General features: G+C 35.6%; 25 protein-coding genes, 2 tRNA genes, 1 other RNA gene and 1 other annotated feature. Of the genes, 18 read left to right on the forward strand and 10 right to left on the reverse strand.

The features are described 5' to 3' along the window. The first annotated feature begins 63 nt into the window (after window positions 1–63). Complete coding sequence (locus RZ55_RS02105; RefSeq protein ID WP_034535221.1) at window positions 64–954, forward strand: magnesium transporter CorA family protein; 891 nt, start codon at window positions 64–66, stop codon at window positions 952–954. Window positions 955–1,193: 239 nt separating this feature from the next. After that, a complete protein-coding gene (locus tag RZ55_RS02110; RefSeq protein WP_054483059.1) occupies window positions 1,194–2,063 on the forward strand; it encodes a GRP family sugar transporter in 870 nt (289 codons plus the stop codon). 53 nt (window positions 2,064–2,116) lie between these two features. Here the strand turns inward: RZ55_RS02110 and RZ55_RS02115 are convergent, their stop codons facing one another. After that, entirely contained in the window at window positions 2,117–2,623 is a 507-nt protein-coding gene (locus RZ55_RS02115) for an HdeD family acid-resistance protein (RefSeq protein WP_034532002.1), read from the reverse strand. 175 nt (window positions 2,624–2,798) lie between these two features. On the opposite strand from RZ55_RS02115, the gene RZ55_RS02120 reads away from it, so the two are divergent. Further along, entirely contained in the window at window positions 2,799–3,125 is a 327-nt protein-coding gene (locus tag RZ55_RS02120) for a hypothetical protein (RefSeq protein WP_054483062.1), read from the forward strand. 18 nt (window positions 3,126–3,143) lie between these two features. Here RZ55_RS02120 and RZ55_RS02125 read toward each other — a convergent pair whose 3' ends face one another. Further along, the gene (locus RZ55_RS02125) at window positions 3,144–3,689 is read right to left on the reverse strand and encodes an NADPH-dependent FMN reductase (protein WP_054483064.1); all 546 of its coding nucleotides are present in this window, start codon (window positions 3,687–3,689) and stop codon (window positions 3,144–3,146) included. Window positions 3,690–3,745: 56 nt separating this feature from the next. Next, window positions 3,746–5,134 (reverse strand): asparagine--tRNA ligase, encoded by a 1,389-nt coding sequence (gene asnS / locus RZ55_RS02130; protein ID WP_057175635.1) that lies wholly within the window; start codon window positions 5,132–5,134, stop codon window positions 3,746–3,748. Between the two features lie 58 nt (window positions 5,135–5,192). Continuing rightward, window positions 5,193–5,401 (reverse strand) — a binding site (T-box leader). A gap of 158 nt (window positions 5,402–5,559) precedes the next feature. On the opposite strand from asnS, the gene RZ55_RS02135 reads away from it, so the two are divergent. From RZ55_RS02135 to RZ55_RS02150, 4 genes are all read left to right on the forward strand, one after another. After that, entirely contained in the window at window positions 5,560–5,952 is a 393-nt protein-coding gene (locus tag RZ55_RS02135; protein ID WP_053792542.1) for a tautomerase family protein, read from the forward strand. Between the two features lie 303 nt (window positions 5,953–6,255). Then, on the forward strand, window positions 6,256–7,218 hold the full coding sequence (locus RZ55_RS02140; protein ID WP_057175636.1) for an NAD(P)H-quinone oxidoreductase: 963 nt from the start codon (window positions 6,256–6,258) through the stop codon (window positions 7,216–7,218). Window positions 7,219–7,403: 185 nt separating this feature from the next. After that, window positions 7,404–8,606 (forward strand): GH25 family lysozyme, encoded by a 1,203-nt coding sequence (locus RZ55_RS02145; RefSeq protein WP_057175637.1) that lies wholly within the window; start codon window positions 7,404–7,406, stop codon window positions 8,604–8,606. Window positions 8,607–8,911: 305 nt separating this feature from the next. Continuing rightward, on the forward strand, window positions 8,912–9,793 hold the full coding sequence (locus RZ55_RS02150) for a hypothetical protein (RefSeq protein WP_057175638.1): 882 nt from the start codon (window positions 8,912–8,914) through the stop codon (window positions 9,791–9,793). Between the two features lie 28 nt (window positions 9,794–9,821). Here RZ55_RS02150 and RZ55_RS02155 read toward each other — a convergent pair whose 3' ends face one another. Together RZ55_RS02155 and serC are read right to left on the reverse strand one after the other, a co-directional pair. Next, window positions 9,822–10,979, reverse strand: a complete 1,158-nt coding sequence (locus RZ55_RS02155; protein WP_057175639.1) for a phosphoglycerate dehydrogenase — start codon at window positions 10,977–10,979, stop codon at window positions 9,822–9,824. Window positions 10,980–10,984: 5 nt separating this feature from the next. After that, complete coding sequence (serC, locus tag RZ55_RS02160) at window positions 10,985–12,055, reverse strand: 3-phosphoserine/phosphohydroxythreonine transaminase (RefSeq protein ID WP_057175640.1); 1,071 nt, start codon at window positions 12,053–12,055, stop codon at window positions 10,985–10,987. Between the two features lie 326 nt (window positions 12,056–12,381). Here serC and RZ55_RS02165 point away from each other — a divergent pair, with 326 nt between their 5' ends. Continuing rightward, window positions 12,382–12,993: a histidine phosphatase family protein gene (locus RZ55_RS02165; RefSeq protein WP_057175641.1), complete on the forward strand. Its 612-nt coding sequence runs from the start codon at window positions 12,382–12,384 to the stop codon at window positions 12,991–12,993. A gap of 23 nt (window positions 12,994–13,016) precedes the next feature. On the opposite strand, the gene RZ55_RS02170 is transcribed toward RZ55_RS02165, so the two are convergent. Next, the gene (locus RZ55_RS02170; protein WP_057175642.1) at window positions 13,017–13,385 is read right to left on the reverse strand and encodes a hypothetical protein; all 369 of its coding nucleotides are present in this window, start codon (window positions 13,383–13,385) and stop codon (window positions 13,017–13,019) included. Window positions 13,386–13,439: 54 nt separating this feature from the next. Here RZ55_RS02170 and RZ55_RS02175 point away from each other — a divergent pair, with 54 nt between their 5' ends. Beyond that, window positions 13,440–13,973 (forward strand): YiiX/YebB-like N1pC/P60 family cysteine hydrolase, encoded by a 534-nt coding sequence (locus RZ55_RS02175; RefSeq protein ID WP_057175643.1) that lies wholly within the window; start codon window positions 13,440–13,442, stop codon window positions 13,971–13,973. Between the two features lie 23 nt (window positions 13,974–13,996). Here RZ55_RS02175 and RZ55_RS02180 read toward each other — a convergent pair whose 3' ends face one another. After that, window positions 13,997–14,215 (reverse strand): hypothetical protein, encoded by a 219-nt coding sequence (locus RZ55_RS02180; protein ID WP_057175644.1) that lies wholly within the window; start codon window positions 14,213–14,215, stop codon window positions 13,997–13,999. Window positions 14,216–14,486: 271 nt separating this feature from the next. Between RZ55_RS02180 and RZ55_RS02185 the strand changes: the two genes are divergently transcribed. From RZ55_RS02185 to RZ55_RS02210, 6 genes are all read left to right on the forward strand, one after another. Then, window positions 14,487–15,023: a restriction endonuclease subunit S gene (locus tag RZ55_RS02185; RefSeq protein WP_057175645.1), complete on the forward strand. Its 537-nt coding sequence runs from the start codon at window positions 14,487–14,489 to the stop codon at window positions 15,021–15,023. An 18-nt stretch (window positions 15,024–15,041) separates the two neighbouring features. After that, window positions 15,042–16,658 carry a type I restriction-modification system subunit M gene (locus RZ55_RS02190; RefSeq protein ID WP_057175646.1) on the forward strand — a complete coding sequence of 539 codons (1,617 nt, stop codon included), beginning with the start codon at window positions 15,042–15,044 and terminating at the stop codon, window positions 16,656–16,658. Window positions 16,659–16,732: 74 nt separating this feature from the next. Continuing rightward, window positions 16,733–19,870 carry a type I restriction endonuclease subunit R gene (locus RZ55_RS02195; protein WP_057175647.1) on the forward strand — a complete coding sequence of 1,046 codons (3,138 nt, stop codon included), beginning with the start codon at window positions 16,733–16,735 and terminating at the stop codon, window positions 19,868–19,870. Window positions 19,871–19,881: 11 nt separating this feature from the next. Further along, entirely contained in the window at window positions 19,882–21,486 is a 1,605-nt protein-coding gene (locus tag RZ55_RS02200; protein WP_057175648.1) for a type I restriction-modification system subunit M, read from the forward strand. Continuing rightward, on the forward strand, window positions 21,473–22,612 hold the full coding sequence (locus RZ55_RS02205) for a restriction endonuclease subunit S (RefSeq protein WP_057175649.1): 1,140 nt from the start codon (window positions 21,473–21,475) through the stop codon (window positions 22,610–22,612). The genes RZ55_RS02200 and RZ55_RS02205 overlap by 14 nt, the downstream gene beginning before the upstream one ends. A gap of 32 nt (window positions 22,613–22,644) precedes the next feature. Beyond that, window positions 22,645–23,172 (forward strand): hypothetical protein, encoded by a 528-nt coding sequence (locus RZ55_RS02210; protein ID WP_057175650.1) that lies wholly within the window; start codon window positions 22,645–22,647, stop codon window positions 23,170–23,172. Between the two features lie 39 nt (window positions 23,173–23,211). Here RZ55_RS02210 and ssrA read toward each other — a convergent pair. Continuing rightward, window positions 23,212–23,582, reverse strand: a transfer-messenger RNA (tmRNA) gene (gene ssrA, locus RZ55_RS07155). 136 nt (window positions 23,583–23,718) lie between these two features. On the opposite strand from ssrA, the gene RZ55_RS02215 reads away from it, so the two are divergent. Beyond that, entirely contained in the window at window positions 23,719–24,378 is a 660-nt protein-coding gene (locus RZ55_RS02215) for a hypothetical protein (RefSeq protein ID WP_057175651.1), read from the forward strand. 45 nt (window positions 24,379–24,423) lie between these two features. Here RZ55_RS02215 and RZ55_RS02220 read toward each other — a convergent pair. Then, window positions 24,424–24,497 (reverse strand) — tRNA-Glu (locus RZ55_RS02220). 117 nt (window positions 24,498–24,614) lie between these two features. Between RZ55_RS02220 and RZ55_RS02225 the strand changes: the two genes are divergently transcribed. Both RZ55_RS02225 and RZ55_RS02230 read left to right on the forward strand, forming a co-directional pair. Continuing rightward, window positions 24,615–24,687: transfer RNA gene (locus tag RZ55_RS02225), tRNA-Gln, on the forward strand. A gap of 506 nt (window positions 24,688–25,193) precedes the next feature. After that, window positions 25,194–25,571 carry a DUF1304 domain-containing protein gene (locus RZ55_RS02230; protein WP_057175652.1) on the forward strand — a complete coding sequence of 126 codons (378 nt, stop codon included), beginning with the start codon at window positions 25,194–25,196 and terminating at the stop codon, window positions 25,569–25,571. Window positions 25,572–26,326: 755 nt separating this feature from the next. On the opposite strand, the gene RZ55_RS02240 is transcribed toward RZ55_RS02230, so the two are convergent. After that, the gene (locus RZ55_RS02240) at window positions 26,327–26,881 is read right to left on the reverse strand and encodes a cysteine hydrolase family protein (protein WP_171823251.1); all 555 of its coding nucleotides are present in this window, start codon (window positions 26,879–26,881) and stop codon (window positions 26,327–26,329) included. Window positions 26,882–26,913: the final 32 nt, after the last annotated feature.

The raw sequence follows: 26,913 nt of genomic DNA on the forward strand, positions 1-26,913 counted from the left end.
GATGAAAGTGATACTGGAATAATTAAAATATATTGGCGTACGAAATAAAAGGGGGCAATTTAATTGATTAAAATTCATCAACTAACTGATTCAACATGGGTTGAATTGGTCGATGCCAACACAAAGGAAGTTGTTGAAACCATCGATGAATACAAACTACCAAATATCTTAAAAGGGTATATGCTAGATGCCCATGAACATTCACGTTTTGAATATGATCCGGTCAAGAAGTACTCCGTCATGATTATGCGCGCGCTAATCAGTGGACAAGATGAAAACGTACAAACTTCACCGGTTGTCATTGCATTTACCAATGATTTAATTATTACTAAGAGTGATTCAAGATACCGTATCAAACAAGAAACTAGATGTAACAAATTTGATATGGTGTTTAACATGCTACAAAGAATCAACAAGCCATACATGAATAAACTAGATCAAATCAACGAATCTGTTGAAAATCTACAAAACAAACGTAGTAAGAATAGTGTTAACAACCGTCACCTAAATGAAATTGCGATTTTAAAGAATGACTTGGTGTACCTAAAGACAGCTACAGCTGCCAATATCATGTCAATCAATCAACTACAAAAGTCTAGTGATAACTTTGAAATTCCGATTGCATTTAACCAACGCCAAGACCAACACATCGACGATGTCGCTGTTGAATATGAAGAAAGTAAGTACATGTTCGATGTGTTAGACGAAATCGTTAGTCAAATCGAGGATACGTACAGCAACATCATTAATAACAACCTAAACGATGTTATGAAAGTGTTGACTGTTTGGTCATTAATCCTAGCAATTCCACCAATTATTAGTGGATTCTACGGGATGAACGTTAATGTCTTACCATTCGCTAACAGTAGTTGGTCATGGTTCTTCACGCTAGTTATCACCGTCGTTATTATCTACTGGATGATTTACTACTTAAAGAAACATCACGATCTATAAATTAACGAAGCTAATTATGCAATTTCATAGTTGGCTTTTTATTTGGCCGAACCGACAAAACGGCTTGAAATATTAAGAAAAAGTAAAAATGGTAATTTTTTATGTAAGCGCTTTACTATGCATTAGGATAAATGTATAATGAAAAATGTTGAATAGTGGAGTAAGCACTTTCGACTTACTTCATTAAAATGAAAATAGATATTATAACTATAATCAGAGTATAAAAAGGAAGTGTTAAGATGGATATCTTAATCGGAATATTACCCGCTCTTTTATGGGGGGTAGGACCACTAATCGCTACCAAGTTTGGTGGTAAACCTGTTGAACAAGTGTTAGGAACTGGATATGGTCAATTAGCAATTGGTATTATTATCTACCTATTTACTAGACCTGCTATTTCATTCCAAGAATTCCTATGGCCATTCTTAGGTGGGGTTGCATGGGCTGTTGCTCAATACATGCAATTCAGCTCATTCACTAAGATGAATGTTTCTACTGCAATGCCTATCTCAACTGGTCTTCAATTAATTGAAATTCCACTATGTGGGGTTATCTTCTTCGGTGAATGGGGTTCACCATTAGCCAAGTTAATTGGTTTCTTAAGTATCGCACTATTAATTCTAGGAACTACTTGTACCAGTTACGTGGACAAGGGTGTTGTTAGAAAGAAGCTTGATTACAAGGCTGGTATGCCTCTTCTAATCATCGGATCATTTGGATACACTGCATGTTCAGTATTCCCAAGAATTACTAATGCTTCTGGATTAGTTGGATTACTACCACAAACATTCGGTATGTTCTTAGGTGCTGTTATCGTTACATTCGTATTGAACGGTAAAGAAGCACTTGGTTACCTAAAGTCAAAGGTTACATTCAAGAGTGGAATCATTGGGTTACTAGGTGGACTAGGTACTCTAGCATACCTAACTTCATTGAAGTTAAACGGTGTTGCTAACGCATTCCCATTAACTCAAATGAACGTTGTTGTTTCAACTTTAGGTGGTCTAATTATCCTAAAGGAAAACAAAAACAGAAAAGAAATCATCTTTACAGTTATCGGTCTAGTAATGATTGTGGTTGCCGCAATCCTAATCGGTCACTTAGAATAATTAAACATACAAAAAAGACCTACCAATTATTGGTAGGTCTTCTTTTATTGGATTTAAATTGAATGAACGATCATTAAGATTCCGCTCACTAGGAAGAAAATTCCAACCAAGAAAGCAACTGATAGAGCAGATGCCACTGGAGAAATTAGTAATAAAATACCAACGATTACACCTAGGATAGCAAAGATTACATCCATAATGTAGTAACCGTGGCTAACGTTTTTAACATATTTGGCAAGTGATAATGCGGTTAGTGAGTCCAGGATGAACATGATTGCAAAGAAGATTGCAATGTATAACATACCGAATGCACCGTTGAAAAGCATTAAGACACCGATTAATATATCCAAAATACTGTTAAAAATGATCCAACCCTTTGAGTCGAAGATATCAGTCATGTGGGTAAGCTTGAAAATACCTCTAATGATTGAAAATACTGCAACGATAAGTACGACAGTACTAAATGCCACATCAGGTCTAGATACTGAAATAATTCCAGCAATTACACCTAAGATACCGACAATAAATGAGAATGGATCAAATTCATTGATTCTATTCATGAATTTCACCTCTTTTAGTTGGCTTAACTTAATTATAATTCAAATTAATACAACAAAATTATTATGCCGCGTAATTTAAAGAATTTTTAACGTTTATGGTGAAAAGCTAAAATATTTTAAACAATCGTGTATTATCGGTATAATTGTGTTTATTAAAACGATTGAGGGGAACACGATGGGTAGAGTAATTACAGTTTTAGAACGTCACAAAAACCTCATCAAGGTTAAGTTCAGGGGTGAATTTGGGTACTTCTTTCCAGACACGAATTTAGTTAATCAATCAGCCAAGATTGAAACATTTGTTGATGCCGAAAAGGCACTGGCAAAATACTTAGCCAAAGAAGATGATCAACTAATCATGGTGCCACGTGGCTTTGATGTCGATGATTTATTATTCATTGTCCAAGCAATCTCAAAAGAAGAAATCCAAGCGGGTAACGAGGGTGATTTAGGAATTTTTCAGATTAATCCTGATGGCAAAATAAAAAGACAGGCAGAATAATCTACTTGTCTTTTTTGTTTATAGAAGATGGTTTAGTTCTTCTTTTAGTAGTTCAACCTTGTATGCTTGAGAGGAGAAGTCTGCGTTAATGTCTTTGAAGTGATTATTTTCATCGAACATTTGACCGTTTATGGTTAGAAGTGGATTGACGCTGGTAGGTTGCATCTTTAATCCAACTGCAAGCATGTTAAAAGACATTTGTGCTTGAAGCCCACCGTGGCTTCCATAAGTGACTAGCGCCACAATTTTGTTTTTCCATTCAGCAGCCAAGTAATCGACCGCATTCTTTAAGACAGCGGGGAAACTCCAGTTGTATTGAGGGAATAGTAGTACGACCGCATCCAATGATTTTATCTTGTTGCTCCATTCAATACTGTGTTTTTGTTTGTATTCTTGCTTGGCTGGAACCTCTTCTTCATCTAAGAATGGAAGGTTCACTTTAGCTAAATCAATCATTTCTGTTTCAAACTTATCTGAAGATAGTCGTTGGTTTAACCAATCCGCGATTTCTGGACTGATTCTGCTAGGACGACTACTACCAATGATGATACCAACTTTTTTCATCATAAAATCTCCTTTAATAAAAGAGCATTCTAAACGAATGCTTTTTTTAAAACTTATTAGAATTTAGCGCTACCTGGTTCACGTGGGAATGGGATAACATCTCTGATGTTTTCCATACCAGTAACGTACATAACTAGACGTTCAAAACCAATACCGAAACCGGAATGCTTGATTTCACCGTACTTACGTAGGTCTTCGTACCAGTCGTATTCTTCTGGGTTTAAGTCAAATTCTTTGATCTTGTCGTTTAAGACATCGTAACGTTCTTCACGTTCACTACCACCAACGATTTCACCAATACCTGGTACTAAACAGTCAGCAGCTGCAACGGTCTTACCATCGTCGTTATCACGCATGTAGAATGCCTTGATATGTCTTGGGTAATCAGTTAAGAAAGTAGGGCGTTTGTAGACATCTTCACACAAGTATCTTTCGTGTTCTGATTGTAAATCAATTCCCCATTCAACTGGTACCTTGAATTCAACATCTGCATCTTGAAGTAACTTAACAGCGTCAGTGTAAGTAACACGGGCAAAGTCTTCGTTAGCAGTCTTTTGTAGTTTTTCAATTAGTCCTGGTTTAACGTTTTCGTCCAAGAATTCTAGTTCATCCTTAGCATGATCTAAAACGTAGTTGATAACGTATTTTAGTAAACCTTCAGCGACATCCATCATACCTGGTAGGCGAGTATATGCCATGTCTGGTTCAATCATCCAGAATTCTGAAGCATGACGAGGAGTGTGTGAGTTTTCAGCTCTAAAAGTAGGACCGAAAGTGTACACATTCTTAAATGCCATAGTAAATGCTTCTTCTGGAAGTTGACCACTAACAGTTAAGTTAGTTTCAGTCTTGAAGAAGTCCTTTGAGTTGTCTACGTGACCTTGATCATCCTTTGGAAGGTTGTCCATGTCCATAGTTGTAACTCTGAACATTTCACCGGCACCTTCAGTATCACTACTTGTGATGATTGGGGTGTTAACGTAAACAAAGTCATTGTGTTGTAGGTATTCGTGAACTGCAAATGCAGCTAGTGAACGAATTCTAAATACTGAGTAGAAAGTATTAGTACGTGGACGCAAGTGAGCGATAGTACGTAGGAATTCGTAAGAAGTCTTCTTCTTTTGTAGAGGGTAGTCAGAGTCTGAACGACCAACTAGTTCTACTTTTTCTCCGTGCACTTCAAAAGGTTGAGGAGCATCTGGAGTCTTCACAAAGGCACCTTCAACAGTGATTGTTGAAGCGATTGGAAGCTTGCTGATTTGTTCAAAGTTTTCGTTACTCTTTTTAACGATAATTTGAGCACTCTTGAAGCAAGAACCATCGTTTAATTCGATAAAACTGATGTTTTTTGAACCACGAATGGTCTTAATTGAACCTTCAAGAGAAACTGTTGTGTTATCTTCTAGATCTTTAGTGTATAGATCCTTAACACTTAGTTGTGTCATGTGATTCACGCCTTTCCGTAAACTATAAATAGCGGTAAATAAAAAACTTCCGCCCCAAAATTAGGACGAAAGATCCGCGGTACCACCTAAAGTGCCTATAAATAGGCCACTCAATCAAATAACGCTTTGATGTGCGTTCGTTTCTACTAAAGATTCAAAACGAAAACAAATAGGTGTTATTCATTGATGAAAGTATTATTAAGCTTTCACTATCCTTAACTCGCTGATAAGATTCATCAACTACTCATCCGTATTTATAGTTCTATCATATTAACTATTTTTCACATTTAAATATTACCACTATTTTGACATTAATTACAATATAAAAGTAGGGCAAAGACAAAAAAGCATATTGATTGCATTAGATATATACATATTGGATAATGGTTTCATCAAATACTTATTTTATGTAAGGAGAACGCAAAATGCCAAAAATGAATATTGATGTAATCAAGGGCCACGACCGTGATTACTTAAAACAACTAATGGATATTTCCTACCATGTCATGTTAGACTGCTTCGGTGCTCCAGACGGAGATAGATACCAAATTCTAACTCAACATGAAGACTTCGAAATGAACATCTTAGATACCGGATTAGGATTCGATCGTACTAACGACGTTGTCGTATTTAGTCTTACCACTAGACCAAGAACTAAGGAACAAAAGTTAAAGTTCTACCACGACTTGGCCGAAAAACTAGAAGACAAGCTAGGGATTAAAAAGACCGACTTGATGATTAACCTAACTACCAATACCGATGAGGACTGGAGTTTTGGAAACGGGGTCGCTCAATTTATTGATGGTCCATTAAAATAAAAAAGTGCGGTTATTGAGCCGCACTTTTTATGTAGAGTTAGTTTGTAAGTTAAGATAACAAGCTGAGTTGAAAAGGTGTATCAAGTTATCAGCTTCAAGTCGATAATAGCACGATGTGGTGGCATCGTTAACTAAAAGTTTAGTAACAAAGTATAAGATATATTATTCGAAATATTAAATGAAATAATCATAATTTAATTGTTGGGTTAAAAGTAGCTAATATATTTTGTTAGAAACTAGCAATCACAGCCATTAGACACGTTGTCTATCTTAAATAAAAATAAAAGAGTGAGGTTTATATATATGAAGGTGGTTAATATTGCCAGCGCAAAAAAATCGAATTCATTGGTTGACGCACCCATGCCAGAACTAAAAGATGGGGATGTTTTGGTCAAAATCCATGCAGTCGGCGTAAACCATGTTGATTTGTTATGGGCGGATCAAAAGGTTAAACCAGACGACACGGTATTAGGCTTGGAAATGGCTGGAGTAGTCGTTGACGGAAACGATACTAATTATAATGTAGGAACCCGTGTAATGGGACTGATAGATAACGGTGGATATGCTGAATACATCGCTGTTCCGGCAGAACGATTAATGCCAATTCCTGATATGGTTGATTATAAAAAAGCGGCCACTATTCCAGAAAGTTTTCTAACTGCTTATCAAACGTTATTTACCATCGGGAACTTACAAGATAATCAAACGGTATTAATTCATGCCGGTGCTAGTGGAGTAGGTACTGCAGCAATTCAATTGGTAAAGCAACTTACCAAGGCAACCGTCATTACGACTTCTAGTACTAAGAAGACTGGCATTTGTTTAGATTATGGTGCTGATTACGCAATCGATTACCGTAATAGTGACTTTGCAGAAGAAGTTTCAAGAATTACTGATGGTCACGGTGCCGATTTAATCTTAGATTTCATTGGCGCTAGCTACTATCAACAAAATATCAAAGCTGTTGCACTGGATGGCCAAATCATCCTAATTGGTAATCTTGGTGGAAGCGAAATTAAAGACGTTAATATCATGGATATCATTGGAAAGAGAATTTCCATTACTGGAACATTATTATCAACAAGAAGTAATGAATACAAGGCCAAACTGATCAGTGATTTCAGTAAGGATGTTTATGATTTATTATCTGATGACAAAATCAAACTACATGTCAGCGATGAGTTTGATCTATCACAGTCTAAACAAGCTTTAACATGTATGCGTGAGAAGAAAAACACCGGTAAGATCATCTTAAATGTTAAGTAAAAAGGACGCCAAAATAGGCGTCCTTTTGTTGTTTTTAAAAATGTCAAGATTAAAAATTTTACAATTTGTAACCAAATATATAATAATTTGTAAATAAACTGGTTGAAATTGTAACTTGTGTATAGCATTCTTGCAATATTTAGATTGTACAATAGAGATAATCATAATTGTCAAAGGATGAGAGTATGTATAAACTAAAGTATTTATTGATGAGTTTTGGGGTCGCGTTGATTGGAGTGCTATGTATTTCATTCACATCTGTGAAGAGTAATGCCGTATCCAACAACGTTTACGATTTATCTGAATGGCAAGGTAACTTCACCGATAATCAAGTGAAGGCTTTGAAGAATGAAGTGCCTTTCGTGATTCTTCGTGTTCAATTCGGTAGTGCTTACTATGATAAGACCTTTGCCAACAACGTCGCTTTAATGAAGAAATATGGTGTTCCATACGGTGTATATTCATTTAGTCAATATACTAGTCCTTCAGATGCAGCTAGCGAAGCAAAGACATTATACAATCGTGCTCCAGAAGCCAAATTCTATGTTAACGATTATGAACAACAAACTGTTAAGTCAGGTGGAACTAATGCCGCTACCAAAGCATGGGTGGATGCCTTGAGACCTCTAGTTGGTAATAGAAAGATTCTTTTCTACTCATACCAAAGCTTCATGGTTTCTCATGCTTCAGATGCTGTTAGTTCATATGATGGCTACTGGTTAGCAGCTTACCAAACAAATGAACCACAAAGAGAACATGTTTTATGGCAATACACAGATCATTTCTATTCTCCAGCATTGAACCAATACGTTGATGCCAGTGTATTAACACAAAAGAATAGCTCCTGGTTTATTGATGCGACAACAAATAACAGCAATAAAAAGCCAAGTAAGCCAAAATCCAATGTGACATACACAAAGGAAAATAAGACATTGACTGTGAAGACTGCCGTTAAGTATAACTTCTATAACCATGTTCCTGGAAACAATTACTTTAGTGAACTTCATAGAACGCACTATGGTCGTACATTCCATGGTAAGAATGTAACGGTAGATTTAAAGGCAAACGTAAACGGTCGTACTTATTACCGTGCATACGAAAATGGTAAGTTATTAGGTTGGATCAACCAAAATGGATTGGGTCCACACATTAGTTATTCCAAAGTTAACATGCACAAAAAAGTTAAACTAAATAGTAACTACAGATTCTACAACCATGTAACACAAAGTCATTTTGCTGATTTCAAGACAATGGGAACAGCTCGTGAATACGCAGGAAAGACTGTCCACATTACTGGTCGTGCAATTAAAGATGGTTGGAAGACTTATTACTACAAATGTTATTACGAAGGTAAGTTCATTGGATGGATTTACCAACGTGGAATTTAATAAAAAAAAGACATCGTTTGAAAACGATGTCTTTTTTTGTGCCAAATACGCCAAAAAAATTTAGAAAAATTTAAAATTCTTTTGTTAGAAAAATGTATAAAAAATAATGGTAATCATTATTAAAATGTTATTTATGTAGCTATTTTTATAATAAGTGTATAAAAATAAGATATTTTCTTTAGAAAAAATTAAGTAACTTACACCTTTCTTAATCTAATTAAACATTATATAATCTTTAGCATAATCTTAAGAAAAAGTTAAGAATTTAAGAGAGGGGGATAATTATTTTATCACTTAATAAAATTTTGAAGACAGTGATGATTGCAGGAGTTGTTTCATCAGGCTTAATGATGGCAAATACGCAACACGCTAAAGCTGAGGCTAGCGCATCTGATTCACAAGTTAGTTTGAAAAAAGATACCAGCTTATATGACACACAAAAAATTAAAAAGATTAAAACTAAATCCGCTAAAAAATATTTCGGAAAAGAATCACTATACGAAAAGAAAACTGCTAAGGTTAAGAAGACTACATATAAGTTAGTTCAAAGCAAGAGTGGAAAAAAATCAGGTTGGATGAAATCGTCAGATCTATACGTTGTGAAGAGAAAGATTACTACCAAATCAACATATCAACTATCACCACGTATCAATGATTCTTCTGATTTAGATAGTCGTCAATTAACTCAACTATCTGATAGTCAAATCAAATCCAGAATTAGAGCTAAGTTTGTTAACTTCGTTCAAGGACAAAGAAAGAAGACTGATAACGGTTCATGGATTTCAAGTCGCGGATTAGACAAGGTTGCGCAAGAACGTGCCAACTACGTTGATCCAACAATGGGGGAAGCTTCTCATTACACTACCAGAGATGGCAAACGTCATCGTCAGGAAGCTGCCATCTTAGATGGTCAAAGAATGAAGATTGTTAAGAAACAAAACGACATCTATGAATCAAATGGTTATGCCACATTAGATAAGAATTACTATCGCATCTCAGATTACGTTAAATATTTTAATGAAATGATTACAGACGACGGTGCTTCTGGTGATAGCCATAAGGCGCAACTATTAGGTAATGAAGGAGATGGCCTAAGATACTACGGAATTGGTCTAAGAGTGATTAGAACTAATGTTACTGTTCAAGTAAATATCGTCATCCTATCAGCTGATACTAAGTATAAATAAAAAAGGAAGCCTGAGTGGGCTTCCTTTTTTATTTGTGTTTGATAACACGAACTCGAATAACTTGGTCGATTGCTCTTAAATCGTTTAATAATTGCTCGGTTGGTTCGTCGCAAAAATCGACCATTGTGTATGCCAATTCGCCTTTAGCACCGTTACTCATTTGATTGATGTTAAAGTTGTTGTCGGCAGCCTTGGTGGCGATTTGACCAACCATGTTAGGGATGTTCTTATGAATTAAAGTGATGCGGTAAGGTGAGTGCATTGAAGCGTTCATGTTTGGTAGATTCAATGATTGTGATAGGTTACCAGTTTCTAGGTAACGTTGAATAATCTTGGCTCCTCTGACAGCACCGTTTCCTTCGGCTTCGACAGTTGATCCACCAATGTGTGGGGTGATGACAACGTCTTCTCGGTTCATTAAGATATCATCACCAAAGTCGGTAATGTATGAAGCCACTTTTCCGTCGTCCAAAGCATCAACGATTGCTTTGTTATTGACGATGCCTAGACGAGCGTAGTTTAGGATACTTACGCCAGGTTTCATCTGTTTGATAGCGTCTGCATTGATTAGGTCAGTAGTTTCGTCGTTCTCTGGAACGTGAACAGTCACGATGTCGGCATCCTTAATTGCATCTTCTAAGGTGTTAGCACGGGTAATATCACTTTCAATACGCCATGCAGCGTCTGATGATAGGTAGGGGTCGTAACCGACAACATCCATTCCTAAGTCGTTAGCGGCGTTGGCAACTAGTGAACCGACATGACCTAAACCAATCACGGCTAATGTTTTATCTCTGATTTCGGTTCCTTTGAAACGAGGATCGATTTTCTTCATCTTTGAGATGTCAGCGTGTAAGTTGTTGGCTGAGAAGTTCGCTACGGGGAAGAGGTGACGAACAGAAGCGATAATCATCGATAGGACGACTTCCTTTACGGCGTTGGCGTTACTTCCAGGAGTGTTGAAGGCGGCGATGCCTAATTCTGAAAGTCGATCAATTGGAAGGTTATTAAAACCAGCACCGGCTCTGACAATCACCTTTAGTTTTTCAGGGAAGTCAGCGTCTAACATGTTGGCTGAGCGGATTAGGTATGCATCTGGATTGTCGCTTTGGTTAATCTGATATTTATCGCTGAATTTATCTAAACCATCCTGTGAAATGGCATTAAAAGTTTTAACGTTATACATAATTATTACCCCCGAGTTTGTTCGAATTTAGTTAGGACATCAATTAGTTTTTCCACACCTTCGAGCGGCATTGCGTTGTATAGACTGGCACGAAGTCCACCGATACTTCTGTGACCCTTTAGATTGACTAGGTCGTGGTAGGCAGCAAAGTCAACGAATTGTGCATCTAAGTCATCGTCATTGGTAGTGAAGACGATGTTGGTGTATGACCGCTCATCTTTTTTGACGTTGTTATGGAATAGTTTTGATTGATCAAGATAGTCGTACAGCATGCTGCTCTTTTTAATATCGAGTTTTTCCATTTCGGCAATTCCACCGTTGTCCAATAACCATTGAGTGGTTAGTTTGGCAGCGTAAATAGGGAAGACGGGTGGAGTGTTGAACATTGAGTTCTTCTTGGCATAGGCTTCGTAGTTTAGAATCGTTGGAATATGTTTGGCTGGATCGATTAGGTCGTCTCTTACGATAACGATTGTTAGTCCAGCTGGAGCCAAGTTCTTTTGCGCACCCGCAAAGATAAGACCAAAGTCGTTTACATCATATGATTCAGCCATGAAGTTGGAAGACATATCACCGACTAATGGTATGTCTTTGACATTTGGTAAATGATTGGGATGGTATGTAGAGCCTTCAATTGTGTTGTTGATGGTTACATGTAAGTAATCATAAAGGGTTTCATCAAAGTTATCGCTTGGATATGGAAGTTGACCATTTTCTTTTATGACATCGATTCCATAACCCAGTTGTTCTGCTTCTTGATAGGCCTTCTTATTCCAATGGCCACTATCAAGAAAGGCAATTTTTTCTCTGTGGTTAGCTAAGTTCAACGGAATAGCGGCAAACTGACCGGTCCCACCACCTTGGCAGAATAGAATATGATAGTTATCAGGGACATGCATTAGGTCCTTGATGTTTTGCTTAGCGTCATTTAATACATTTTCAAACAGGGTGCTGCGGTGTGAAATCTCCAAAATACTCATGCCACTATCGTTAAACGATGGCATCTCACGTTGAATCTGATCAATAACTGGTTTTGGCATTACTGCTGGACCAGCTGAAAAATTATATACAGTCACAATTCTCACTCCCAAAAATAGATTAAACGAAATAAAAAAGCCCCACAGAGACAGTTCTGTGGGGCCACTAGTTCAAGTGTATTGTCTTTTAGACCCCACAAAATGTTAACCATCTATGCAGGGCACAAGTTTCGTATAAATAGGCCTACATAAATGGATGTGTAGACCAGGAAGAGACAATTAAATTATTAATATTTGTATTCTTTAACATTTTAATTACCTCCCCCTTTAATTTAACCAAATTCTAACACACATATAATAATTTGCAAACAAAAATGTTATAATAAATCAAAATATACGTGTTTCATTTAAAGGAGAGTTTTATTTTGACTGAGTTTTATTTTGTTCGCCACGGTAAAACATTCGCCAATCAACAGGGGTTAAAGCAGGGGACGATTAACTCTGAAATCACCTATCTATCTGATTTAGGGAAGCAACAAGCACAGCATTTACATGATTATTTTGATGTTAGTTTTGCTGATAAAATCTATGTAAGTCCTCTTCGAAGAACTCAAGATACAGCTAATTATTTAAACGCAGGAGTCGGTCTACCAATCGAAAAAGACGAACGATTGTTGGAAATTTCATACGGCAAGTGGGATGGTCAATCCAACGCTGAATTAATGAAGACTTATCCGGAAGTATTCGATGAAGAACTAAAGGATGTGTTACCTAGTTATGCACCACTAGCTGATGGGGAAACCTTTGAACACGTCGAACAACGAGTTGGAGAATTCATGGAAGAAGTCGCTGCGAAGTATCCAGATGGCAAGTTCATCTTGGTATCACACGGATTTACTGTGAAATCAGCCATGTTGGTGGCATTGAAACAACAAGATGATCCAATGTCTGTGATTGAACCGGATAACACATCCGTGACAAAGATTAGATTGAAGAATAATCAATACTACGTGGATTACTTTAATCGCATGTATTAAAAAAGAGCCGTAATGGCTCTTTTTTATTCGAACATCATTATCTGAATCGCTAACACAATTGTTGATAGTGATATGGTAAGTGTTTCTTTAAACGGAAAGTGACTACCTAGACCGATTATGAAGATTTCAATCAATAAGATGATAAACGATGCTGATAGCAGTTTCTTCTTACTGGCGGAAATGAAGGTAAAGATAACCTGAAATAGGTTAATAAAGATGATTAATACACCCAACAAAATGGTCTGTTGGTTAGTACTGTCACCAATAATTAATGGTAATGCTATGTATGTAAATATGAATAGGTTGATAAATGATCCGATGAGTTGAAACCCACCTGTAACAACGTCTCTACGAATCGTTTTTCCCTTCCTTCTATCAATATCAGTTATCATAAAATTCTTGATAATGTTATCATTTAAATATTAAAAATAAGAAAGAATTTAACTATGAAAAATGCAGATTTATTACTAATTGAACCAAAGAAAGACGAATTTTCTAACCTAATTGCTAATTCAACGTCCATTAAACATAACTATTCACATGTAGCACTAGTATACGTAAATAATGGAGAAGCTTTTGTGATTCATGCGATTCCCAATCGAGGAGTCGTCAAACAAAGAATGAGTCATTTTTTAGCTGATAGAAACGACCAAGGTATCGACTTGTATCGAGTGACTAAGGATATCGATAGGGACGAGGTGATTTCTCGTGCTAAATCAATGCTGGGCAAACCTTATAACAATCTCTTCTTAAATCAATATGACAGTCTTTACTGCTCACAATTGGTGACATATGCCTTTGAAAAAGAAGGGGTGTTTGAACTAATGCCATTGCGATTTGGTCCAGATAAGCAGATTGATAAAGAGTGGGTCAAGTACTATCAAGAATATGAGATGACGGTGCCAACAGATGAAATGGGTAGTAGTCCGAATTCATTAGTAGAGTCTGAGATCATTAAATTAATTGAACATGTCCAATAAAAAAGAAGCTGTTATGGATTTTTTTATAGTTGTGGCAATTCTTGCATATCGAATAGGTGGTGTTCACGAATAGTAGTGTAATCTTCGTTCATCCATGCTCTGTTCATATGAGAAGCTTTGATCGCGGGAAATTCTCTTAATAAATCTTTGCTTAATTCTTCAACGTCATAACCGTTGTAGAAGACAAGGTAGGAAAGGTATTCTTTGTAGGAACTTGGTTTAATTTCTTCATCGTTTGGCATGGAAGGCATCTCCTTAATATGTATATTGATATGATATCACTATAATATCCAATATAAAAAAATAAAAAAATATAGATATTTATAAAAGTCGAAAGTATTTTCGACTTTTATGTTGACATATCAAAATGAGACATGTAGTATATAAATTGTCGAAAACGATTTCGACTTAATTCTAGAATTTAACACATAACAGATCGCTATTAATTAGCGATTAAAAATTTTAACTAAAATAAATTGTCGAAAACCATTTCGACAGAAAGAAGAGATAAAAATGACCAAGTTGGGTGAATTAATTGAGTTAACTAATGGACGTAACTCAGGAAGAATTAAAAATGATGAAGGGTATGCAGAATACAGTACATTTGATTTTAAGAACGATATCAATATGGCTACTGATTATATTCATAATGATGACGACAGTTCATTTCTTACATACACCGGACAAATGCTATTCAGTGTTGTAAAAGGTGATGCCACTATTGTTTCTGAACATAACGAGGGCAAAATCGTAAAAGACTTCTTTATTAAGGTAGATGTTGATACCGATAAGATTTATCCATGGTATCTATGCTACATGATCAATGAATCAGAAGTTGTTAAACGAGAAAAGTACTTAAATAGTAAGGGCGTTAATGTTTTACGATTTACTTCTTCTTTCTTTAAGGATCTAAATCTAAACATTCCTAATATGAAAGAACAAATTAAGATTGGTGATTTATATAAGTATTCAACAGCTAACCAATATTTGGAAAAGAAGCTTGCTGATAATAAGAAGGAAATCGTTAAAAACTATCTACTAGGACTATAAATAGGGGGGAACTAAAAAATGATCTTAAATGGAAAGAACATTGCAGAAGATATTTGGCAAGCAGGGGATTCATTAAGTGATGTGATGAAAAGTTCTGATTACAAGAATTACCTATTAGGATTTGTATTTTACAATTACTTATCTATAAAAGCCCTAAAGTCTTTTGCTAAAAGCAATCGTATGGATGAAGCGGATCATAAAGAAGTTAAAGAACAATATATCAAATTCTTAGATCCTGATAATAAGGTCGCTAATATCAGTACAAGGGATGCAACAATGACTACATTGTTAAATAATAATGGCTGTTTCATTGAACCCGCCTACTTATTTAGCTCAATAATCGAACACATTAATAAGGGAGAATTCGATCTTCAACATTTGAAAACTGCACTTCATGAAATTGAATTGTCAGCAAGTAACCAAAATTCAAACAGTGAATTTGAAAGTATTTTCGAAGATATTGATTTGGATAATAATATGCTAGGATCAACACTTACTCAAAGAAATCGTGTCGTTAGTGAAACCTTGTTATCACTAAATAGCATTAACTTATATGATATCGATGAAGAAGTGATAGGTGATGCATTTGAAAACTTGATTGCTGAATTTGCTAGCGAATCAGATAAAAGGACTGGTGAATTCTACACACCACATCAAGTATCAGATATTATTTCAGGGATTCTGACTGATAAGGTTAACGATAACAATGAACACATTAAAAGTATTTACGATCCAGCCGCAGGTTCTGCATCATTATTACTAAATGTTGGTAGAAATGCTGCTAGACCTGACCTAGTTAAATACTATGGACAAGAACTTAATCCTAGCAACTATAACCTATCTCGTATGAATTTGATGATTCATGGCGTCTCATATGAAGATATCGATTTTAGAAATGGCGATACCTTAGATAAGGATTGGCCAGATGAAGGTACAACTAAATTTGATAGAGTTGTTATGAACCCTCCATATTCAGCTAGATGGGATAACGATGAATCCAGAATTAGGGATCCAAGATTTAAGTTTTACGGAGTGCTTCCACCAAAATCTAAAGCTGACTTAGCTTTTGTATTACATGGCTTATACCATCTTAAAGAAGAAGGAAGCATGGCGGTTGTCCTACCACATGGTGTGTTGTTTAGAGGTGCTAAAGAGGGTAAGATTCGCGAGCAACTAATTAATGAAAACAATATTGACGCAGTAATAGGATTACCTGCAAATATCTTCCATTCAACTAGTATTCCAACAACCGTTCTTGTCTTCAAACAAGATAAGAGTAATTCGGATGTTATGTTTATTGATGCCTCTGATGAATTCGAAAAGGCTAGAAACGAAAACATCCTTACTGATGATAATGTTGGCAAAATTGTTGAAACTTATTTAAATAGAAAAGATGTTCAAGGATTTGCTCACGTTGCTAGTCTGGAAGAAATCCAAGAAAACGACTTTAATTTGAATATTCCAAGATATGTAGATACCTATGTTCCTGAAAAGAGACCATCTACAACAGAATTACTTGATAAAAATAAAGCTATTCAAAATCAAATTGATGCAAACAATAAAAAGATGAAGACTTTGATTGAAGAAGACAGTGATGATCAAGCTTCTATCATCATTAATAAGCTAATTAAATGATGATTAAAAAACTGAGTTGAACTTATACACTTAGTCCGTTTATAGTAAAATTATAATTATGCAGGAGGCACATTATGTCCAGTTACAGAACACAAAGTGAATTAGACTTTGAAAAAGAAATAGTCCACCAGTTAACTATTGGTAGTAACCAGTGGACCGAACGAAAAGATTTATATGAAGCAACACCCGAAATGTTATGGGGTAACTTCAGAGAAAAGTTAAACAGAAACAATATTGCAGCACTAAAACACAAAGAACTCACTGATGAAGAATTTAACCGTGTTAAATCTCGCATCAGTAACGTTAAGAGTCCTTATGATGCCGCTAAAATCTTGGATGCCGAAAATGGAATTGGTAAGATTGAAATTCCAAGAGATGACGCATCACAAGGTACTGTTACTTTAAACATCTTCTGGAAGGCAGATGTAGGCGGTGGAAATTCCAGTTATGAAATTGTCCGCCAAGCCATCAGACCACGTTCAAATGATGATGATTCTGATCGTCGTTTCGATGTCACATTATTAATCAATGGTCTTCCATTAATTCAAATCGAATTAAAGAAATCTACAGTTGAAATTAACCAAGCATTTAACCAAATCAAAAAGTACGCCGGTGAAAATAAATACACTGACATTTATTCATTATTACAAATGTTTGTCATCATGAGTCCCGACAGCTCAGCTTACTTTGCTAACGCTCGTCCGGATGAATTCAACAAATCATTTGTCTTCAAGTGGCGTGATAAGGATAATAATCCGGTTGAAAATGGGATGGACTTCGCTAAGTCAGCATTGAATATTCCAATGGCTCATAAACTAGTTAGTGAATACAAGGCCATTGATGAAGAACGTAAGAAGTTACTATTACTACGTCCATACCAAATCTACGCGATTGAAGCGGTATTAAAACGTATTCAAGAACATGAGAATGGATACGTTTGGCATACTACCGGTTCTGGTAAGACATTAACATCATATAAGACTGCTAAATTGGCAGCACAATTACCATCAGTAGATAGAGTTGTTTTCTTAGTTGATCGTAAAGCATTAGATGATCAAACAGTCGGTAACTTCAAAGCATATGCTTCTAATGATGATATGACCATCAATAAGACCGACAATACCGCTAAGCTTCGTAAGGCCTTATTAAAGGGTGGTAATAACATTATTATTTCATCAATTCAAAAGATGGCAAACTTGGTTAATTCAGAACAACAAGCTCAAGAAGAGGGACGTAACACCAGGGTTGCTCAATCTAATCTATTAGACAAACGAATTTGTTTCTTCGTAGATGAAGCTCACCGTTCTCAATTCGGTAAGATGCGTCAGGATATCAGCAATGCATTTAAGAATGCCAATTGGTACGGATATACAGGAACCCCAATCTTCCATGAAAATAGAAAGAAATTCCAAGGGGATCGTGGTGTTACCACACAGGAACTATTTGGCAAAGAATGTCACCGTTATACCTTAGTTAACGCTCTAGAGGACCATGCAGTTCTTCCGTTTAACGTCGAACACGTTAACACCATTACTAACGTTAATGAAATCGTTGAAGAAATCATGCAAAAGCAAACGGCTAAGGAACTAAAGAAGAAGGGCCAAGAGCTAACTATTTCAGAAGAAAACGACATCAAGAATGAATTGAACGAAATGTCTGATGCTGAAAAGGAATCATACCTTCCAAATGATATATACGAAAACGATGAACATTTAGATCAAGTTGTTGATTATATTTTGAAAACTGGACCTAAAAAGATGAGTTTGGGTAAGGGTAATTACAACGGAATCTTAGCTACTAGCTCAATTCCAATGGCAATTCGTTACTATAAGAAGCTAAAGGAACAAAAGAAATTACATCCAAATGAAGTGGATAAAGATTGGCCACGTGTCGCTATTACATACTCACTAGCTGAGAATGATGATGCCCACAAGGAAAATATGGAAGGGATGGATGAAGCAATTGCCGATTACAACGACATTTTTGATACCAACTTCCATAACAATAACGAAGAAATCAATCTTTATAATGAAGATGTTGCGAAGAGAACTGCCCGTCGTGAATCTTACTATGCGCATTTGAAACGTGATCAAGAAATTAACCTAGTAATTGTTGTTAACCGACTATTGACTGGTTTTGATGCACCACGTTTGAATACACTTTTTGTTGATAAGAACCAATTAGAATACGCCAACTTGATCCAGGCTTATTCTAGAACTAACCGTTTGGAAAATAACGATTTAAAACGTGAAGGTCAAATTGTTACTTTCAGAAAGCCATCAATTTCAGAAGAAAATGAAAAAGAAGCTTACCGCTTATACGGTGGCGAAGGTTCATATGAAGAGCTAATGCGCCCTAAGTATATGGATGCAGTTGCTAAGTTCAAGAGTGAAGTTGCACACTTGAAGCGAATTGCACCAAATGCTGATGCTGCTGATGATTTAAAGGGTAAGGAAGCTAAAGCTGATTTTGTTAAGTCATTTAGACGTGTTAATACCCAATTGAACTCATTAACAATGTATAACGACTTTACTTGGGATAATGCCGAAGAAGAATTCGGGATTAGTGAAGATGAAGTTCAACATTACATCGGTAAGTTCCACCGTATTAAATCTGAAATTCAAGAAAATCAAGACGATGATGAAGACAATGAATTAAGCAACTTGGACTTCTCACTTTCAATTGGATCAACCGTCTTAGTTGACTACGATTACATCACCGGTCTACTAAAAGAATTAGTTGATATTCGTAACAGTTATGATACTGATGAAGAATATCAAGAAAACATGACCGATTACCTACAAAAGGAAGCTGAAATTCAAGAACAGATTACTAAATACGAAAAGTCTGGTCACGAAAAACAAGCCGCATTGTTACGTGAAATCTTGTCCTACTTGGATGAAAATGTGGTTGAACCAGACAAGTTTGATGACTTTGTTCACCAATATAAGGGTAACAAGTTAAACGGATTAGTAAATGACTTCGCAGACAAATGGGGATTAGACACTGAAGAATTAAAACGTGTCGCAACAGAACGTCATCGTAAAGTCGAAGAAGGTTCACATTTGCAAAACCTAATCGATCATGGTGATTTGGACCACGCTGCTGAACAACAAGACGATGACAGCCTAAAGATTCCAATTGTTTACAACGCTAAAGCAAACAAAAATATCAATGCATTTATCGATAAAGAAATTGATGCATACTTATAAGGAGAATGAACATGCCAGAAGAAAAGACACAAAGCTTAGAAAACGCACTATGGAGTGCTGCTGATGCACTACGAGGTAACATGGATGCCTCAGATTACAAGAATTACCTATTAGGATTAATTTTCTATCGTTTTCTATCAGTTAAATCCCTAAAGGCCTTCGCTGAAAGTAATCGTATGGATGAAAACAACCATGCCGAATTAAAGAAACAATATACTCAATTCTTGGATCCAAACAACATGATTGGTGACATCAAGACTAGAGAAGCCACTATCTCATCACTATTGAAGAAGAATGGATACCACATTGAACCAGAAAACCTATACAGTTCATTAATCGATAACATCAATGATGGCAGTTTTGAAATTGAACAATTAGAAACTGCATTGCACGAACTAGAATTATCAACTAATAACCAAAGTTCACATGGTGATTTTGATGGATTATTCCAAGACGTTGATTTACACAGTAACAAGTTAGGAAATAGCATTCGTCAACGAAACCACGCCATTAGTGAAACCATGTTGGCATTAAATAGTATCGATTTGTTTGGTCACAATGGGGATGTATTGGGGGATGCTTACGAATATCTGATTGCCCAGTTCGCCAGTGATGCTGGTAAGAAGGCCGGGGAGTTCTATACTCCACGCCAAGTGTCTGACATCATTTCACAAATTGTTACCTACAAACGTAATGGTGGGGATGACCAAATCAGAACCATTTATGATCCAGCCGTTGGTTCAGGTTCATTACTATTGAACGTAGCGCAACATGTGGATAGACCAGAACTAATCAAGTACCACGGACAAGAACTAAACACTACTACTTATAACTTAGCTCGTATGAACTTAATGCTTCATGGGGTGTCATACGAAGACATGGAATTACGTAACGGTGATACCTTGGATAAAGATTGGCCGGTTGAAGAACCATACCAATTCGATGCTGTTGTAATGAACCCACCATACTCAGCTAAGTGGGATAATGATGACTCTCGTTCATCTGATCCAAGATTTAGAGATTATGGTAAGCTTCCCTCTAAAGCTGACTTTGCCTTCCTATTACATGGCTTATACCATTTGAAAGAAAACGGGACTATGGGAATCGTGCTTCCTCATGGGGTATTATTTAGAGGTGCTAGGGAGGATAAGATTCGTGAAAAGCTAATAGAAGACAACCGTATTGATGCTGTAATTGGTTTGCCAGAAAACATTTTCCATTCAACAGGTATTTCTACTCTTATATTGGTATTAAAGAAGAACAAGGATAACACAGATGTCTTATTTATCGATGCTTCAAGGGAATTCGAAAAGGGTAAGAATCAAAACCACATTACTGAAGAAAATATCGCAAAAATCATCGATACTTATAAAAACAGAAAAGACATCGATAAGTTTGCTCACGTCGCAAGTTACGATGAAATTAAGGAAAACGATTTTAATTTAAACATTCCTCGTTACGTTGATACATTCGAACCAGAACCAGATATCGATATTAATGAAGTAAAACAAAACATCGCAGATCTTGATGCGGAAATCGCTAAGGTTCAAAAAGAATTCGATGAAATGGCAGCCGATTTAGTAGAAACGGATGTGAATAAGAATGGCAAAGATTAATGTGCCCAGATTGAGATTTAGAGAATTTAATGAATCATGGCAATCAAATAACCTTGGAGATAAATTAAAAGTAACAATGGGTCAGTCTCCACACTCTAAAAATTACACAAACGATTGCAACCAAAATATTCTCGTTCAGGGTAATGCAGATATTTTAGATGGAAAAATAAATCCTAGGATTTATACCAGTGAAGTAACTAAAGTTTCAAAAAAGAATGAAATAATAATGACAGTTAGAGCTCCGGTAGGAGAATTGGCGGTAAATTATTTTAGTAGTGTAGTCATTGGGCGAGGAGTGGCCTCCTTAGCAGGAAATTCTTTTGATTACTTCCTATTAGAAAGAAGTAAAATGATTGGTATTTGGAATAGACTCAGTTCTGGATCAACATTTGATGCAGTTAATTCATCAGATATTAAATCATTAAAAATTAATTATCCTAGTCTTAATGAACAAAAAATAATTGGTTCTTTTTTTGTTAAGATAGATAAAATTATTGAACTAAAAAAGAAGAAATTGGAGCTATTAAAGAAACTAAAACAAGGATATATCAAAAAGATGTTGACTGAAAATGAGGAATTGATACCTAAATTAAGGTTTAGTAGATTTAATGGGACATGGAAAAAATTGAATATTGGTGAAGTTATTAATTATGAACAACCTACTAAATACATTGTTAAATCAACTAAATATTCAGATGAATTTAGTACCCCTGTATTAACAGCTGGTAAAACATTTTTACTTGGTTATACTAATGAAGAAAGCGTAAAGGTGGCTAGTGAAACTAATCCAGTTATAATATTCGATGATTTTACTACAAGTAGTCACTATGTAAACTTTCCTTTCAAAGTAAAAAGTTCAGCAATGAAGATTTTAACTGCAGCAAATAATAATGATACGTATTTTATGTATTGTTTGTTAAAAAGTATAAATTATGTTCCGGCAGATCATAGTAGGCAATGGATTTCAAATTTCAGCAAAATGTCTTTAATGATTCCTGATTATTATGAACAAAATAAAATATCATTATTTATTAAAAAAATAGACAAAATGATAAATGTACAATGTAAAGAAATTAAAGCTTTACAACAAGAAAAGAAAGCGTATTTACAAAAAATGTTTATTTAGTTGTGTAAATATTTTTTCTTTAAGAGGTGTGTATGAGTTATTTTTATAATAACTTCGTTTCAATATTATTTGGAATGATGATTACAATATCTACAGGTATTGCAGGTAAATTTTGTGGTAAAGTTGTTTCATTTTATTGGAATAAAATTAGAAGATATAGATGTAAAGTTAATTTGATTATTGAAAAGGGAAATTTGTATAATAATCAAAGTAGATATAATGAATTACTTTGCATTAGAAATGTTGGAAGTAATTTTCTATATTTGAGTAATGTTGAGGTAAGGGCAGTTTATAAAAAAGGATTTAAAGATAGTGTGTTTTTAGTCCCACCTTTTATTTCTAATCAATTTCCGATAGAATTGGCACCGGAAAGGGCAATTAATTTCAAGTCAAATGGTAGCTTAATTACTGATTTAAATAATATCGTTCAAGAAATAGATGCTATTTATTTGGTCGTAAAAGATACTGAAGGATATGAATATTATTCAGCTGACTTGAAAGATAAACTTTTTGAAATTAATGAAGAAATTAAAAGATATAGTGAACTTTTCCTTAAATAAAAAAGGATTGTAATCAATGATTACAATCCTTTTTACATATTATGGAGGCGGCGGGAGTCGAACCCGCGTCCGAGCATATCGCCATTCGAATATCTACGCTCATAGGGATACTATTTGAAGTTTCGCTGACCAAAGCACCGTATTCCGGGGTTAACATGATCAGCTAACCTGATTAATCTCTTTTACTTAACTTCAGGTGTGAGCAAGTAACGTAAGCCTATCAATTATAAAACCCAAGTTAGCCCCTAGGCAAAGCTAGTTGGATTGTCGTAGACTGCTTATTAGGCAGCTAAAGCGACGTTGTTTGAATTATTGTTTGCAGTTATAATTTAAAAACTGGACGGTTGAGCAGACGCCGCTGCGAACGCAATCCGAATTCGAACTATACCCGTCGAATCCATAACGCCCCCAAAAGGTACATATCAATGTTACCATATTTATAAAGACAGTGAAACGATATTATCATATAAAACACCATTTAGGGTGCGTTTTGCACCATTTTATTGTTATAATGGAGTCTATACCTAAATAAATGAGGGTGAATTAATGAAAAGCAATTCAATTGCAAACGAAAATGTGCCACACTTTTACGTGCGTTTAAAGCACCGTAAGATGGAAAAGTGGTACGTCAATGAAATGCAAGCGGGGAAGAGTCAACGTAAAGCATTCAATCATTCAGACGAAAAAGCAAAATTTGAAATTGATCAAATCGGTTTTTACCAAAAACATCTATGGTTTCACTTTGAAAACGAAAGTGATGCTGGATGGATCCCTAACAAATTTATTCGTAAGAATTACAGAATCTTAAATCTACAGGCTAGCAAGGATAATACCGAAGCTTCAAACGAAGAAAAATCGTTATCAGTATTAGTTCATTTCTCTAGACCAGATTTTGACGTTTACGATAAGTTAGGCAAAATTACTGATAACTTGTCTGATGCAACTTTCAAGAGCATCCTAGTTAACAGTGTCGGATCATACAAAGATTTGACTAAGAAGTCATACCGTCGTGTGAGAAGTCAGATTAATCGTAACCGTCCAGTGATGTTATGGGGCAGACGAGACAATCAATGTATTGTCCTATTTGGCTTTAACCACCGCGTCTTCTTCTATTTTGATCCAGAAGATGGTTTGAACAAGACTATTACAGTTAAGGAATTAACTAAGCTATGGAAACGAAGTGGATACAAGGCCATTAGTTACTAGCAAACAAAAAAGACAGCCGTTGTTTGGCTGTCTTTTTCTTTATTATCACCCGCACGGGGATCGAACCCGTAACTCCGCCTTGAGAGGGCGACGTCTTAAACCAGTTTGACCAGCGGGCAATATCACTAATCAATCACTATATATTTATACTACTATTCATTTTTAGCACTGTCAATGCTGATAGGCGTTGACATAAGGGTATTTTGAGTATTAAGATTAAATATGTAATCAGTTATTGAGTATTCGCCAAATTGGTAAGGCAGAGGACTCTGAATCCTTAATTTACTGGTTCGAATCCAGTATACTCAGTTTCTAAGCGTACATAAAAAGGCACCGTCACAATTAAGTGATGGTGCTTTTTATTAACGACTTTATAAATTATAAAATTACGATTAGAAGGAAAATGAAAAACGCTAGTAACCAAACACAAAGTAAAATACATCCACATGACTGCATCATTTGACCTATGTATCCAACCTTTTCCATAGTAGTAGAAGTACTAGATCTCCTACTACTTGAATAATTATCTATTGCCATGTCGTCATTTTGATTGTATCTAATTGTAGTTCCACAATATGGACAATATCTTAGCATTCCAGTGTATACTTGTTGACAATTTGGACATCTATAATTCATATTAATTTAACCCCTTTAAAAATATAATATAATTATATCACTTTGATTTTATAGTTATATTATTTTTTATGGTCATATTTTATTTCATTTAAGAAATTCTAAACAATTCCCCCCAATTCACAACCATTTACTTCTAGTATGTTAGAATCGAGTTAAATGAAGGGTAAGGGGTGATTAGTTTGCAAATTATCAGTGATGTATTAGCGTTAATTGTCGCGATTGAAGCATTGTTCATCATGATTCTAGAAATGTTCTTTAGTCGTACTAAGATGGCTCAAAAGGCATTTGATCTATCGATGGAACATCTATTTACACCTGAGACTAAGATTAGCATGGCTAACCAAGGCCTATACAATGGTTTTATCGGTGTCGGCATTCTATTGACGATGTTTGTTCTACCACAATCCATTGCAACTTTTAACCTATATCTATTTATAGGATTTGTGGTTGTTGCCGCCGTCTTTGGTGGTTTTACCGCTAACAAGAAAATCATCATCACACAAGGTTTGCCAGCCGCATTGGCATTGATCTCATTATTCATCACAAATAATATTTAAAACACAGACGTCACTTGATAGTGGCGTTTTTTATTTACAAAAAAATCCTTATCATATGGCAGATAAGGATTCTTAGAGAAGATTATAGTATATGTAAAACCAACACGATTAAGGCGGTTAAGATCGTCTTAATCATCAGTGGCCAGTCAATTACGTCTAACGTGAAGAGAATGACTTCGAAAATAACGAAGAAAATCTCAAAAATGGCTAGCTTTTTTAACTGCACATTCTCAACGAACATGATGAGTAGTTGCGCAATCAAACAAATTACTAGGGTAATTAGCGAGAGGACGTAAAACCAGCTATATATTTGGGAAAATCCCTCAGTTTCCATCCGATTGGAGGTTTCCAAATGGATTAGGCCAAATACTAGACTAGTGATTAATAGGTATAGATTTGCGAATATACATAATAATCGGAAAGTCATATTGTTATTCTTTTTCAATTTTTCTCCCCCTTAGTATTTATCAGCTATATTGAAAAGGAATATTCGTATTTTACAACTTTAATATGAGAGAAAGGTAAAGTCGGATTTTAGAATGAAAGATGAAAATAAAAAATCTTTCATCGTATATGGCAATTTTATAAAGTGACAGCAGCAATTTAACAGTTAAATGTCTTTACGGTGGGGGATTGATGCTTTTAGAAAGATTTAACCATTATGATAGAAAATTATACACAGTGTCTAAAAACGGCATTTATATTTTATTGTATTCTTATAAAAAAGAAGCTATCTTTTGATAGCTTCTTTTTGTTTACTTAACTGTAGCGCCAAGGCTGCCCTTGAAGTGACTTAGTGCAAAGTCATGACCAGCTTGAGTTAATCCAGCGACACCTTTTTCATGCACAACCACGTCGTAGTTTAGGTTGTAAGCGGAAATAGCAGTGTGCAATACACAAATATCTGTGCAAACACCTACAAGGTGTAATGTATCAATTTTTCTTTCACGTAAACGAAGATCTAAATCAGTTCCGGCAAAGGCACTGTATCTGGTCTTGTCGTACATGTAGACTTTTTCTTCATCCTTATGTTCGTTGTACCAGTCGTTTAGTTTTCCGTAGAAATCACGACCCCAGGTATTCTTTAAGTTATGTGGTGGAAATAACTTAGTTTCTGGATGGTAGGGGTTATTTTCTTGATGCAAGTCGGTTGGTAGGATGACACACTTGCCAGCTTGACGAAATTCTTCGGCTAAATCAACGATGTAATCAACTAGCACTTGGCCAGGTTTTCCAACGGTGAGCTTTCCTTTGTCGTCAACGAAATCGTTTGTGTAATCAATAATCAGTAGGGCTTCATTACTCATGATGGATAACTCCTTAATTAAATTACTACTATTAT

Origin of the sequence: Apilactobacillus kunkeei (assembly GCF_001421115.1) — a bacterium.
Classification (GTDB): Bacteria; Bacillota; Bacilli; order Lactobacillales; family Lactobacillaceae; genus Apilactobacillus; species Apilactobacillus kunkeei_F.